The sequence below is a fragment of the Lacrimispora struthionigena genome (assembly GCF_048627165.1).
Lineage (GTDB): Bacteria > Bacillota > Clostridia > Lachnospirales > Lachnospiraceae > Lacrimispora.
Window position 1 is genome coordinate 249,269 of record NZ_JBMBWP010000002.1, and the last position, 14,718, is coordinate 263,986.

At 42.2% G+C, this 14,718-nt stretch carries 12 protein-coding genes and 1 riboswitch; all 12 genes read right to left on the bottom strand.

Going from position 1 to position 14,718, the window contains the following annotated elements; all coding sequences use genetic code 11:
• Positions 1-28: 28 nt before the first annotated feature.
• On the bottom strand, positions 29-1,039 hold the full coding sequence (gene ilvC, locus ACOAOT_RS10060; protein WP_104437591.1) for a ketol-acid reductoisomerase: 1,011 nt from the start codon (positions 1,037-1,039) through the stop codon (positions 29-31).
• Between the two features lie 109 nt (positions 1,040-1,148).
• Entirely contained in the window at positions 1,149-1,649 is a 501-nt protein-coding gene (ilvN, locus tag ACOAOT_RS10065) for an acetolactate synthase small subunit (RefSeq protein WP_104437592.1), read from the bottom strand.
• Between the two features lie 111 nt (positions 1,650-1,760).
• Positions 1,761-2,681, bottom strand: coding sequence for a cation diffusion facilitator family transporter (locus tag ACOAOT_RS10070; protein WP_420216865.1), 921 nt, complete (start codon positions 2,679-2,681; stop codon positions 1,761-1,763).
• Between the two features lie 75 nt (positions 2,682-2,756).
• Positions 2,757-2,849: riboswitch (NiCo riboswitch) on the bottom strand.
• A gap of 85 nt (positions 2,850-2,934) precedes the next feature.
• Positions 2,935-3,531: a metallophosphoesterase family protein gene (locus ACOAOT_RS10075; protein WP_420216866.1), complete on the bottom strand. Its 597-nt coding sequence runs from the start codon at positions 3,529-3,531 to the stop codon at positions 2,935-2,937.
• Complete coding sequence (locus ACOAOT_RS10080) at positions 3,503-5,494, bottom strand: BMP family ABC transporter substrate-binding protein (RefSeq protein WP_420216867.1); 1,992 nt, start codon at positions 5,492-5,494, stop codon at positions 3,503-3,505. The genes ACOAOT_RS10075 and ACOAOT_RS10080 overlap by 29 nt, the downstream gene beginning before the upstream one ends.
• An 88-nt stretch (positions 5,495-5,582) precedes the next feature.
• Positions 5,583-6,050 carry an SsrA-binding protein SmpB gene (gene smpB / locus ACOAOT_RS10085; protein WP_104437596.1) on the bottom strand — a complete coding sequence of 156 codons (468 nt, stop codon included), beginning with the start codon at positions 6,048-6,050 and terminating at the stop codon, positions 5,583-5,585.
• 85 nt (positions 6,051-6,135) lie between these two features.
• The gene (locus tag ACOAOT_RS10090; RefSeq protein WP_420216868.1) at positions 6,136-7,230 is read right to left on the bottom strand and encodes a hypothetical protein; all 1,095 of its coding nucleotides are present in this window, start codon (positions 7,228-7,230) and stop codon (positions 6,136-6,138) included.
• 72 nt (positions 7,231-7,302) lie between these two features.
• Positions 7,303-9,444, bottom strand: a complete 2,142-nt coding sequence (gene rnr / locus ACOAOT_RS10095; RefSeq protein WP_420216869.1) for a ribonuclease R — start codon at positions 9,442-9,444, stop codon at positions 7,303-7,305.
• A gap of 139 nt (positions 9,445-9,583) precedes the next feature.
• Positions 9,584-9,817: a preprotein translocase subunit SecG gene (gene secG / locus ACOAOT_RS10100; RefSeq protein ID WP_104437598.1), complete on the bottom strand. Its 234-nt coding sequence runs from the start codon at positions 9,815-9,817 to the stop codon at positions 9,584-9,586.
• A gap of 75 nt (positions 9,818-9,892) precedes the next feature.
• A complete protein-coding gene (locus ACOAOT_RS10105; RefSeq protein WP_420216870.1) occupies positions 9,893-11,083 on the bottom strand; it encodes a phosphopyruvate hydratase family protein in 1,191 nt (396 codons plus the stop codon).
• Between the two features lie 132 nt (positions 11,084-11,215).
• On the bottom strand, positions 11,216-13,636 hold the full coding sequence (gene pheT, locus ACOAOT_RS10110) for a phenylalanine--tRNA ligase subunit beta (RefSeq protein ID WP_420216871.1): 2,421 nt from the start codon (positions 13,634-13,636) through the stop codon (positions 11,216-11,218).
• A gap of 22 nt (positions 13,637-13,658) precedes the next feature.
• Positions 13,659-14,678, bottom strand: coding sequence for a phenylalanine--tRNA ligase subunit alpha (gene pheS, locus ACOAOT_RS10115; protein WP_104437601.1), 1,020 nt, complete (start codon positions 14,676-14,678; stop codon positions 13,659-13,661).
• Positions 14,679-14,718: the final 40 nt, after the last annotated feature.

The window sequence follows — 14,718 nt, forward strand, 5'->3', positions numbered from 1 at the left end:
AGCTATTTTACATATACTAAAATTATATTTAGTTATCGATCAGTTTTCCGCCGTTATTCCAGCTGTAAAGCTTACGAAGATCTGCTCCGACTTTCTCTAATTCATGAGAAGCTTCTGCATTTCTCATAGCTTTGAAGTGAGCACCGCCAACCTGATTCTCAAGCAGCCAGTCTTTTGCAAATGTACCATCCTGAATGTCTGTCAGCACTTTCTTCATAGCCTTTTTGGTCTCATCCGTAATAATCTTTGGTCCTGTAATATAATCTCCATACTCAGCTGTATTGGAGATTGAATATCTCATACCAGCAAAACCGCTTTCAAAGATAAGATCAACGATCAGCTTCATCTCATGTACACACTCAAAGTAAGCGTTCTCCGGTGCATATCCTGCTTCCACCAATGTCTCAAAACCAGCTTTCATCAGTGCACATACACCACCGCACAATACAGCCTGCTCACCAAAAAGATCCGTCTCTGTCTCAACCCGGAAGGTTGTCTCTAAAACGCCTGCTCTTGCACCACCAATTGCAGATGCATATGCCAGAGCCTTGTCCATTGCCTTACCGGTATAGTCCTGATGAACTGCTACAAGGCAGGGAGTTCCTCTGCCTACCAGATATTCATTACGAACTGTATGACCTGGTGCTTTTGGAGCAATCATAGTAACATCAACATTCTTAGGAGGAACGATCTGTCCGAAGTGAATTGCAAAACCGTGAGCGAACATCAGCATATCGCCATCTTTTAAGTTTGGTTCTACCGATTCCTTATACATAGCAGCCTGTTTCTCATCATTGATCAGAATCATGATGATGTCTGCTTTCTTTGCTGCTTCAGCTGCAGTATAAACGGATAAACCCTGAGCCTCTGCTTTCGCCCAGGAACTGCTTCCTTCGTAAAGTCCAATGATGACATCACATCCGGACTCCTTTAAATTAAGCGCATGGGCATGACCCTGGCTTCCGTATCCAATCACTGCAATGGTCTTACCTTCTAATAAAGATAAGTTGCAGTCTTCCTGGTAGTAAATCTTTGCCATCTTTCTTTCCTCCTCATATACTGACTCATAATATATTTTGTTAAAGGAACTATGCCGACGACTCACTGTCCGCCTTTGGCAACACCTCTAGCTAACAACAACAGACTGCCTATGGCAGATAGCGGATATCATCTGATCCTCTGGAAAGTCCTGTCAGACCAGTTCTTGCCAACTCTAAAATCTCATAATCTCCAAGGAGGTTAATCAGTGCATCCAGTTTTGACTGGTCGCCTGTCAGCATGACGGTTAAAGAATCTCTTCCCACATCAACAATGGTAGCCCTGAATATATCTGCAATGGCACTGATCGCCTGACGCTCACTGGCATTGGCGCGGACCTTTACAAGAATAAGTTCACGGTAAACAGAACGTCCGGGCTTCAATTCCTTGATATCCCTGACATCCTCCAGCTTTCTCAGCTGCTTTTCAATCTGATCCAAGATCTCCTGTTCACCTACAGAAACCACTGTCATCCTCGAATATCTCTCATCCGCAGTTACTCCTACCGTAAGGCTCTCAATGTTATAGCCACGGCGGCTGAACAGTCCGGCTACGCGGCTTAAAACGCCGGCAGTGTTATCAACCAACAATGATAATACGATTCTTTCCATTCACATCCCTGCCTTTTTGTATAATATTTAAATGATAACAATGTAACTGTTATTTGTCAACTAAATAATAGGAATGTGTATTATAATCTGGAGTTATACCTATAGACATATTTAATCATTTTCTTCCATATCAAGTACAGGATTTACGTGAACCATGCAATGCTTTACATCAGGAAAGTGTTCTTCTATACACAGATGCACCTTTTCTGCTATTTCGTGTGACATTACCAGTTCCAGTTTTCCTTCTGCTGCAATTTCAATATCCACATATACTTTTGCACCAAACATTCTGGTTCTGATATCGTCAATCCTCTTTACCCCCATAACTGACATTGCAAACTCCTTCATTTTTTGAACCGTATCCTCATCACAGGATTTATCGATCATTTTGTTCATGGAATCACGAAATATATCGATAGCTGCCTTACCAATGAAAATACAGATTACAATACTGGCCAGAGGATCTAAAACAGGAATTCCCATTCTTGCACCGCCAATCCCAATCATCGCTCCCACAGAAGACAGCGCGTCAGAGCGATGGTGCCATGCATCTGCCATAACAGCACCTGAATTTATCTTTTTGGCTGCTGCTCTTGTGTACCAGTACATCCATTCTTTTACGACGATTGATAAAACTGCCGCGACCAAAGCAATCAATCCCGGGATTTCTGCCGTCTTTCCATTCTGCCCTGTTATGGCTTTAATACCAGTGATGCCAATTACAACGCCTGTTGCCATTAATAAAGAAGCAAGTATGGCAGAAGCAACACATTCCATCCGGTCATGACCGTATGGATGCTCTTTATCAGATTTTTTATCTGCCAGCTGCACACCGATCATAACAATAAATGTGCTGAACACATCGGAAACAGAATGAACTGCATCCGAAATCATCGCTCCAGAATGCCCAAGCATACCTGCCGCCAGTTTAAATGCAGAAAGCATTAAATTAATGATAATGCTCACCACCGATACGTGCATGGCAAGACTTTTTCCATACTTTTCTTTCTTTAATTTAGTGATACGTTTCATACCAGTTCCCCCAGTTTGATCAGATTACAGCTGCTGATAAATAAAAAATGCACCTGTGGAACAATTAGAGTTAACTACTGTCCCACAGATGCTTTCAAATCATCTGCTGTTGCGAAAGCAACCCGGCTTACAGCTGTTAAAAGCTGACGCCTGCTCAGTTTGTACTGTAGAGTCATGTGCAGTGCAATGAGTTTAATCCCGTAAACGGGCTTCTGTAATAGGATATGAACGTATCGCTGTAAAAGTTACCATATTACGTGTAATCAATAATGCAATATTCATAAGCATTGATCACAACGGTGCTTCCATACTGATCTTCTCTCTTAAAAGCATTGCCATAATTAGCATGGATATGACCGTGAAGAAAGTACCTGGGTGCATACTTGTCCATCAACATCTTAAAGCAGGAAAACCCCCGATGAGGCAGATCCGGCAGATCATTGAGTTCAAAAGCAGGCGCATGGGTTACAAGTATATCAAACCCCTTATTTTTCTTTAACTTCCACCACATGCGCTTAATTCTCTGTTCCATTTTCTTTTCTGTAAACTGGTTGGGAGAACCCGGAATATATTCCATGGAACCACCCAGCCCCAAAATTCTTACTCCATTGAAGGTAACAATCTCATCTTCAATGCAGGTACACCCCTCCGGAGGACATCTGTCATACTGACAATCATGGTTTCCCCTTACGTAATAGACCGGTGCGTGAGAACAGGTGGCAAAAAACGTCAGATAATTTGCTCTTAAATCTCCGCAGGAAATGATTAAATCAATATCTTTTAGCTTCTCCGGTGTATAGAATTCGTAGAGCGACTTGGACTCATGATCCGCCAGTACCAGAATTTTCACGCTGAAGTTCCTCCGTATCCATGTTCTCGTATATTGTCTGACCCTGAAGACGAACCAATGACCGGGCTTCTTCTGTTAACTCTTCAAAATCAGGAATCTGACCTACTACATTTTCCGTAAGCCAGTTCATGGTAGTAATCTCCTCCGGTGTGAGACTTAACCCATCTTCACACTGAATTGTGCCATCCTGAGAGTAAATGGTTCCAACAAATGGCTGGAAGCTTCCTGCCCGAATGGAATTTTTCAAAAATGTAATCAGCCGGTTTGTGCCGTGTGGGAGATTTTGGGAGCAGATCACATCAATGACGTCTGCAGACATTCCCCACCAGTAGTTTATCGCCTGCTTGCCTTTCATTTCTTTCCTGTCAACAGAACCGTGACAGGTGAGATTTACGATTCTTTCATAAAACTTACCCCAATGCCAGATAGGAGTAGCCAGGTTTCTCAGGCTTCCATCTGCAGCTTTCTGATAGAGACCGTATTCTCTTGTAGGTGCCTGAGGAGTAATCATATCATCACCGGATATAAAACGGATTCCTTCTTTCTCAAGTTCTGCCTGAGCATCCCGCCCTGCTATCCTTGACCACTCCAGATAAACCTTTGCATAAGGATTAATCATCCTTGCCCCCAAAGCGAATGCATTGATATTGGCAATGGTGCCATATATGGGATAATCTGCAATATAACCAAGTTTGTCATCCCGTGACATGGATGCAGCTAAAGCTCCCATCAAAAACTTTGATTCGTACATTCTTCCATAATAGGTGCAGACAGAAGAATAGGACATATTGACCGAACAGTTGAACACTCTGATTTCCGGATGGTCAATGGCAGTCTTTACACTTAAATTAATCATCTGGGAAGCTGTTGTAAAAATCATGTTGCAGCCGCCTGCAATCGCAGCATCAAATGCCTTCGCCGTCTCCGCTTCCGAGTCTGCATGGAAAAAGACCATGGTTTCTGTCTTTCCGTCAAATGCCTGCTCCAGATACATCCTGCCCAGTTCATGACCGTAAGTCCAGCTGGAAGTTTCCGCTGTCTTTGCATGAATAAATGCTATTTTAAGCATGGAGGGGTCAAGGCCTGGATTGGGAAGCAGCCAGTTGATCAGCTTCATAGTGGTGTTATCCGATCCCTCTAAAGCCTCCTCCGGCTGCTCCACCAGCGCAATCTTATTGCCTCTGGAGGACAGAAGAAGTTCATCCTTAATCTTAACCAGATCCTTCTTAATCTGCTTTTCCACCCGGTCTTTAACCGACTTGTATCCAAGCAGCTCCACATAGACTAAAAATGCATCGGAGCAGGTCATGTCATAATCATCACCGCCGAATGCGTGAAATGCTTTGGAAAAACGGTCATATGCAGACTTAAACACCAGTCTGTCATCTTCGCTCCACTGTTCTCCCGGAATTTTATTCATTACCTTCAAAAGCTTATCATAGCTGCCTTCCTTGCTGAACCAGATATCACAGTTAAAGGAAACCTGATAAAAATCAAGGAATTCGTAATAAAGCCGGTTGTTTAAATCATCAGTACGCTTTGGAATCATCCGGATTACTGAGGCAGCGATGCTGAAGGCTCCCACATACTTTAATACGCTGACCCTTTTATTGCCTTCCTGTACATAATATTGATTCATGAATTCATAAACAACAATCGGATCATGAATTCCTTCCTGAATCTGATGATCATACAGGTAGGCCCACTTCGCTCCAAATTCGGATTTTTCCGACAAAAGGGGCATGAAATTACTGGCAAATGCATTGGTCCGTCCTTCTGTCTTGGTACCGATTACCTTCTCCAGCGGAATATCCATAATTCCTAAATTGACTTCAGAAACGATATCAGAATAAGATAAGATATCATCAAGCACTGGCAGATACGGATACTCTCCTCTTGATACGGATGCCTGGTACTGCCTTCGCCCTTTTCTTAATGCCCCTACATAATCATATAGTGCCATCCGCAGTTTCCTCCCATTATTTTATACCCCTATTTTACCATCCAATCGATGTTCTGTACAGACGGGCAATTACTTCGTCATACAACCATTACACCTTTAAATTGCGTACTTTAAAGTCACGTTCCAGTTCCCGCTTCTGGTCTTTCTTAGCGATATCATCCCTTTTATCATAAAGTTTTTTACCCCTTGCCAGACCGATCTCCACTTTAACCAGACTGCCTTTAAAATATACGGAAAGAGGAACCAGAGTATATCCTTTTTGTGCAATTTTTTCATCCAGTTTTTGAATTTCCGATTTATGAAGGAGGAGCTTTCTGATACGCAGTGGATCTTTGTTGAAAATATTCCCCTTTTCATAAGGACTGATGTTCATGCCAAATACATAAACCTCACCTTTGTCAACTCGGACAAACGACTCCTTTACACTGCATTTGCCCATACGTATGGACTTTACTTCAGTGCCAAACAGCTCGATACCGGCTTCATATTTTTCATCGATAAAATAATCATGATACGCCTTTTTGTTATTGGCGATTAATTTAAAATTTTCTCCCATATGGATAAATCTCCCTTATTAAAACTTTACACAATCATACTACATTATTTATATCTCGTAAAGGATAAGAAAATCAGCAAAGGCTCTATTTAAAATAAACAATACTGCTGGTATACTGATTTCCATCCCATTCCGTGTAGGATAATCTTTTTCCAGAAGCACTCCAGTTAGTACTTATGAGTTCAGTATTCACAGCAGTCTTTATGGATTTTCCAGTAAGTATATCATATACATACAGATTTCTTTCTGATGCATTATTTGCATCTTCTTTCATGCCATAAGCAATCATCTTCTGATCAGGAGACCAGGATACTCCGTACAATTCAGCATTCTCTGCAATTGTAATTTTTTCATCCTGCTCAGGACTATAAATAATCATGGAACTTTTTGAGTCATTATTCTGTAAGATTATCATCTCTTTATTGTCAGGAGACGGTAAGATTCCAGATACCTGCCCCAGATTAAGACTGGTCTTTTTCTTAGTAGCCAGGTCTAAGGTCATTAAAGTTAAATCTGATTGTGTATTATAATAAATATTGTTACCCAGTTTCTCAGCAAGAAATATTCCTTCCTCTTTTAATTCATCAATCAGGCTCATATTTCCAGTTCTGTCAGCCAGATAAACACCACCGCTATATGCTGAACCGATGACAGTTTCGTTATCCGCCCAGTGCGCACTTTTTGCTCCACCAATCGGTTCTCCCTTAAGCCCAATGCTCTCATGATTCTCCATATTCATAATGAAGTAAGCAGGATCCCCTAAAACAGATTCATCGTATATCAGATATTTCTTATCCCTGGAGAACACAGCTTCCCCAAGCAATACATCTTTTTGTTCCTTAACCAGCTGATATTCTTTTGAGTTAATATTTAGTAAATATAGACTCTTTGGATACTTGTCTGATAGTTCGGATAAGCTCATTTTTTCTAATGATTCATTATCTTTTGATACAATTGCAGTATCATCATCAAACCAGTCACTAATCATTATATGTTCCAAACGCTCTGTTTTATCAACTATTATCTTTGATTCACTTTCTTCCTTCTTCGTTTCATCAATTATTGTTTTAGTAGTTTCAGGCTCTTGAACCGTGATCTTATTTCTTTCCTTTGCACATCCGGTCATGGTAAACAACAATGCTGCTATCATGCATGCATTCATTAAATATTTTATTTTCATATCTGGCAGCTCCCTGATATAATGCAGGCAGGATAAAAACAAAGTATTTTCATCCTGCCAATTTAGTATTTATTATTCCCCGTCAAAATCTCTTCCCAAAATAAAGTCGATGGTACGAAGCAGTTTATCCGTACCCGATACGATTACCCGAATGGGCTGACCAAGTTTAAACGTCTTCCTGGTCATTTCTCCCACCAGTTCATAATGTTCTTCATCAAAATGATAATAATCATCCTGAAGATCATTGACATGAATCAGACCTTCCACCGTATTGGGAAGTTCTACATAAAGTCCCCAGTTTGTTACTCCTGAAATGACTCCCTCAAACTCCTGACCAATATACCTGGACATATACTCACATTTTTTCAGCTTAATGGTTTCCCGCTCTGCTTCATCTGCCCGTCTCTCCAGAGAAGAGGACTGAACGGCCACCTGCATCAGGAGCTTGTCATAATGGCTGACCCGCTTCTCGCTGAGTCCGGATCTTAGGTTCTCTTTGATGATACGGTGGATCTGCAGATCCGGATATCTTCGGATGGGTGAAGTAAAATGGGTATAATACTTGGCAGCCAGACCGAAATGTCCGGTATTTCCTACGGTATACTTTGCCTGCTTCATGGACCGGAGTGCAAGACGGCTGATTAAGGCTTCTTCCGGAGTATCCTCTGCATTGGCAAGCAGCTTCTGAACTTCTTTGGGATATACCTCTCCGTTATGGAAGCGAATGGAATAGCCGAAATTGTTAATCAGCGTAGCCAGACTTTTCATCTTCTCCGGATCCGGGTTGTCATGAGTCCGGTAAAGGAACGGAATTTCCTGCCAGAAATAATCCTCTGCAACTGTCTCATTTGCCATAAGCATAAAATCTTCTATAATTTTAGTGGCAGAATTCCGGTCATAAGGTTTTATCTCCAATGGTTTTCCCCGCTCATCAAGAATTACCTTTGTTTCCGGGAAGTCAAAATCAATAGAACCTCTTTTTTTCCTTTTTTCTCTTAGAATATCAGCCAGTTCCTTCATCTGTTCAAACATGGAAATAAAGGCCTCATATTCTTTCATGACTGCTTCATCATGATCGGTTATAATTGCATTTACCGCCGTATAAGTCATTCTCCGGTCCACATTAATCACCGTTTCCGCAATCCTGTGACCGGTTACCGTTCCTTCTCCATCGATTTCCATGATGCAGCTCAGCGCCAGACGATCCTCTCCCTGATTTAAAGAGCAGATACCGTTAGACAGCTTGTGGGGCAGCATGGGGATAACACGATCCACCAGATAGACGCTGGTTCCTCTTTTTAAAGCTTCTTCATCAAGAGGGCTGTGCTCTGTTACGTAATTGGTTACATCAGCAATGTGTACTCCCAGAGTATATGTCCCGTCTTTTTTTGAAATGGTGATGGCATCATCAAGATCCTTTGCGTCTTCTCCATCTATGGTAACAGTCTGTAATTCTCTCAAATCCAGACGCCCCTGCATATCTTTACCGGTAATAGAATCAGGGACTGACTCTACCTGCTTCATCACATTGTCAGGGAATTCCTCCGGAAGTCCGTAAGCACGCACAATGGAAAGAATGTCAGTTCCCGGATCATTGACATGTCCAAGGATCTCCTTGATCACGCCCTCCGGCTTTTTCCCTTCTCCTCCAAAATCGGTAATCTTCACCACTACTTTATGTCCGTTTACTGCTCCCATATCTTTTCCCTGGGGGATAAAGACATCCTTAGAAATCTTCTGGTTATCCGGAATGACGAAACCAAAATTTTTATTTTTCTGATAAAATCCAATAATCTCTTCATTTGCATGCTGAAGCACCTTAATAACCCGGCCTTCTGCTCTCTTTCCGCCAGAGCCTTCAGCCTCCGCAGATATAAGAACGGTATCTCCATGAAGAGCGCCGCCAGTCTTATCCTCCGGGATAAAGATATCTTTCTCAAAACCTTCTACCGATACAAAACCAAAGCCCTTCTGGTGTCCGAAAAATACACCTGCCATGGAACCGATATCTGGCTTTCCGTATTTTCCTTTCTGGGATACTCCGATTTTTCCTTCTGACACCAAAGCATCCAGTACCTGTTTTAATTCATCTCTCTGATGTTTGGGAACCCCAAATAGCATGGAAAGTTCCTTTAATTTCATCGGTTTATAAGTCGGATCCGAAAACAGTTCCATAAACATGGCTTTCCGCTGCATTAACTGTTCTTCTGTCATTATTTTCCTCTCTTTTCACAATTTTTCTAACAAGTTGATTTATAGTTTTATTATCTGCACTTCACCTGATGGTATGACAGAATTTTTCCTTAAAGCGAAAAAAACACCCTTGCTGCTATACCACAAGAGTGTTTAATCGCTACAGTATATTCAGATTCAGTACTAATGACAGGATAAAAAACAGGATTGCTCCGTACTTTGTAAACTTCTCCAGTTTTCCTTCCATGGAACGTCCTTTGTTCCTGCCCCAGTAAGTATCCGCCATACCACCGATAGAACCAAGACCCTGACTCTTTCCTTCCTGTAACAGGATAATCGCTGATAAAGCAACGCATATAATAACGAACACAATTGATAATATAATCCGGATCATTTTCCCACCTCCTTAAGTCAAACAACGCTTATCATACCATAAATTTTCAGTAAATACAATATTTTTTTCTATTTTTCACTGCCGTCTGCGATAGAATTCCTCAATTCTTAGCAGTTCGTTGTATTTTGCCGTGCATTCTCCCCTGCAGGGTGCACCGCATTTTATATAATCAGCACCAACTGCCGCTGCCATGTCACTTAGAAACACTTCCTCTGTTTCCTTATGGCTGTTTGAAAAGATCACTTTATGCCCAAGCCTTCCTGCTCTCTTTGCCATTTCCAGTGCAGCTGTTACCGTACCTGCTTTCTTCAACTGAATCTCCACCCCATTGGATGCAAAAAAGTCATCGGAAGCTATGGTGAAACGATGCTGAAACATCTGATACATCCGGTTTCTTCCCTCAAGATCTTTTGTCCACAGTCCTTCTGTCACAAGTCCCAGAGGAAATCCGTCTGCCAGCCTTAAATAATAGGAAATAATATCTTTTTGATTTCTGTGTACCAGTATTCCATTATTCAGGCTTTCTTTATCAAAATGGTAAATTCCTTCTTCTTTTACATAAAGATGATCTGCATACCCGGAAATACCAGCGGCCACATCAGAATCCGGATCATATCCGGAAAGTCTGACTGCATCCATTATATAATGAAGTGCTTCCTCTGCACTTTTTACGTCTGCTGCAAAACCGCCGCTTTCCCCCACTGATGTATCAATTCCGTTTAGGGATAAAAGCCGCTTTAATGTCTGGTATACTTCCCCACCCAGTCGCAGTCCTTCTGCAAAAGAAGTCCTGTTTAAGGGGATAATCATAATTTCTTTAAAATCGATTCCTTTTCCCCAGTCTCCACCGTCAATCATGCTCATGACCGGAACCGGCATGACTGGAGCCGTAGATCCACCTAAATAGCGGTATAGCGGAAGTCCAAGACCTGCTCCGGCGGCTCTTGCTGCTGCCATGGAAAGTGCTAACACTCCGGCCTTTCCTCTGCCGTTTTCTTTATGGTCCGCATCGTCTGCCTCTCTTTGTCTGATCAGCAGATTATCAATATTTTTTTGTTCTGCAGCATCTTCAAATAAAATCGCTTCCGACAGCCATTCCCTGATATAATCTGCTTCTTCTTCTCCGGTCATTTCATCAAAAACCGAAACCACAGCTTTTCCCTGTGCACCGTTTTCCAGGATCACTTCTGCTTCCACAGCCGGATTTCCTCCTGAATCCAAAAGCATTCTCCCTCTTATGAGTTTAATATCAAGATCATCAAGCATCTGTTTTGCCTCCCTGTTTTCAAACATTCCTCTACCGTAAGGATTGACGGGATTTTTCAGTTCCATGCAGGCAAACAAAAAAAGATGCCGGAAGCTTTTGCTTTTCTCCCGACATCTATTTATAAAAAATTTTTATGCTCTTAACTCAATACCAAGTGCCTGTAAACCATTGAGTATTTTTTTCATAACTCCTGAAACTTCCTGTTCTTCCAGAGTATGATCTGCTGCACGGAAAGTGATGGAATAGGCAACTGATTTAAAACCAGCCAGAATCTGTGCACCTTCATAAATATCAAACAACTCATAGTTTTCTAATATCTTGCCTCCACGCTGTTCAATGACTTCTTCTATCTGGCCTACCAGAATATTCTTTGGTACTACCATACTGATATCTCTGGTAACTGCCGGATATTTGGCAATTCCGGTGTATTTACGGTCAAAACTTGTAAATGGGATCATAGACGGCATATCGATCACTGCCACATAAGCCCGGTCTCCGATCTTGTAGTTATCGGCTACCTCCGGATGAACCTCTCCTAAATATCCGATATTTACTCCATCATAAATGATGTCTGCCTGTCTTCCCGGATGAAGGAACGTCTTTCCTGCCTTTGGATCATAATGAGGCTTTAAATTCATACCGGTTTTTTCAAAGAACTCCTCAATAACACCCTTCATGTCGAAGAAATCACCATCTCCGTAAAAGCCCAGAGTAAACTGCATTCTTTCATCTGGAAGCTCTGTAAGAGGAAGGCTCTTTGGCAGATAAATATTGGCCAGCTCATAAAGGCGAACATTTTTATTACGTCTGTTGTAGTTTGTAGACAGTGAATTTAACATTCCGTGAAGAGGAGTTGTTCTCATTACACTGAAGTCCTCACCAAGGGGATTTAAAATATTCACAGTTACCCGAAGAGGACTGTCCTGAGGAAGAAGGAGACGGTCAAAAACTTTAGGGCTTTCAAAGGAATATGTCATTCCCTGAGAAAATCCGCAGAACTCTGCAACTTCTCTTGCCAGCTCCTCCACTCTTAATTTATAGGAGAGTTTACCAGTCGTCGCTTCCCCGGTAGGAAGAGAAACCGGGATCTTATCATAACCATAAAATCTTGCTGTCTCTTCTGCCAGATCCGCCATACATTCTAAATCCTGACGGAATGTAGGAACAATGATCTCACCTGTTTTTTCATCATATTCCAGTTCCAGACGCTTGTAATACTCAAGCATCGTCTCTGCTGTAATATCTGTACCAAGAAGACGGTTCATTCTCTCCGGTTCAAATGCAACACGTTTTGCCTCTCTCTTCTCCGGATAAATATCAATCATACCGCCAATTACTTCACCTGCGCCAAGCTCCTCAATCAGCTGGCATGCACGGTCAATTGCAACCTTTGCATTGTTGGGATCAAGGCCCTTTTCGAATTTGCCGGAAGCATCAGTTCTTAAACCAACTTTCTTAGAGGAAAGACGGATATTGGTTCCATCAAAGCAGGCGCTTTCAAATACCATGGTCTGGACTTCATCAGTTATTTTAGAATTTTCCCCTCCCATAATACCGGCAATCCCCACTGCCTTCTCTCCGTCACGAATCATGAGAACGGTGCTGTCCAGTTTTCTTTCCTGGCCATCTAAGGTCTGGAAGGTCTCTCCATCTTCTGCACATCTGACAACGATCTCATGACCTGCCAGCTGTTCATAATCAAATGCATGCATTGGCTGACCGTATTCTTCCATTACATAGTTGGTGATATCAACAATGTTATTGATTGGTCTGATTCCGCAAGCTGCAAGTCTTCTCTGCATCCAGACAGGAGAAGGAGCAATCTTAATATTTTTTACCATTCTTGCGCAGTAACGGGAACAAAGACGGCTGTCTTCTACGGTTACTTTCAAATAATTGTGAACATCTTCGCTGTTGCCTGTAGCAGTTACTACCGGAGGAACAAAGGTTTTGTTAAATGTAGCTGCTGCCTCTCTGGCAATCCCTATTACACTGTAACAGTCCACACGGTTTGAAGTTACTTCATATTCAAAAACAGAATCATGAAGACCAAGAAGTTCTACTGCATCACTTCCCGGTACGGAAGTCTCGGGAAGAATATAGATTCCGCTTTCAGGAGCGTCAGGATACATTTCGTTTGTAAATCCCAGTTCTTCAATGGAGCACATCATTCCGCAGGATTCAATGCCTCTTAACTTGCCCTTTTTGATCTTAATTCCATCTTCCGGAAGAGGACCGCCATCATGGCCTCCTGCAACCTTTCCGCCGTCTAAAACAACCGGTACCTTATCTCCTGTTTTAACGTTTGATGCGCCAGTTACGATCTGAACGGTCTCAGAACCTACATTCACCTGGCAGACAATCAGTTTATCTGCATCCGGATGGCGTTCAATCGATACGATATGACCGACTACGATCTTCTCCAAATTTTTATCCAGGCATTCATAGCCCTCAACCTTCGTTCCGGTCAGTGTCATGGCATCTGTATAATCCTGAGGTGTCACTTCCAAATCCGGTACATATGCTTTAACCCATGATAATGGTGTATTCATCAATCTATCTCCCTTCCTGTTTCTAGAACTGCTTTAAGAATCTGATGTCATTTTCATATAATAATCTCATGTCATCAATCTCATATTTTAACAAGGCAATTCTCTCCAAGCCCACTCCGAATGCGAATCCAGAGTATTCATTGGAATCGATTCCGCTCATGGCAAGCACGTTGGGGTGTACCATTCCGCAGCCTAAAATCTCAATCCAGCCAGATCCTTTGCAGAAACGGCAGCCCTTTCCTCCACATTTAAAGCAGGTAACATCCATTTCTGCGCTTGGCTCAGTAAACGGGAAATGATGGGGGCGGAATTTCACCTTTGTCTCAGGTCCAAATAACTCTCTGGCAAATTCAGCCAGGGTTCCTTTTAAATCTGCAAATGTTATATTCTTATCGATTACCAGTCCCTCAATCTGATGGAACGAAGGTGAATGGGTTGCATCTACTTCATCAGAACGGAACACTCTGCCTGGTGCCAGCATACGGATGGGAAGCTTTCCCTGCTCCATGGTACGAACCTGAACAGGAGAAGTCTGACTTCTTAAAACAATGTTGTCACTGATATAAAAAGTATCCTGCTCATCTCTTGCCGGATGGTTCTTGGGAATATTCAGCTTTTCAAAGTTATAATGGTCATACTCTACTTCCGGGCCTTCAATTACTTCATAACCCATGCCCACGAAGATTCTCTCCACCTCTTCTAATGCGATGGTATTAGGGTGGGTATGGCCAACCCGGTTTCTCTTCGCCGGCAGTGTGACATCGATTACTTCTTTCTTCAGCTGCTCTTCTCTTGCTTTTTTCATCAGCGCAGTCATGGCCGCGTCCAGCTTACCTTCAATTGCTTCTCTGGCCTCATTCACCATCTGTCCAATCTTAGGTCTGTCTTCCGGAGTAACGTCCTTCATGCTCTTTAACACGCTGGTCAGTTCTCCCTTTTTCCCAAGATAAGCAACTTTAATGTCGTTGAGTTTTTCCAGCGCATCGGAAGCTTCAATTTGCTTTAACGCTTCTTGTTTGATTTTTTCTAATTGATCTTTCATCATGCTCTCCTTCTTTGATTCATTCCCTGATACATTAAAA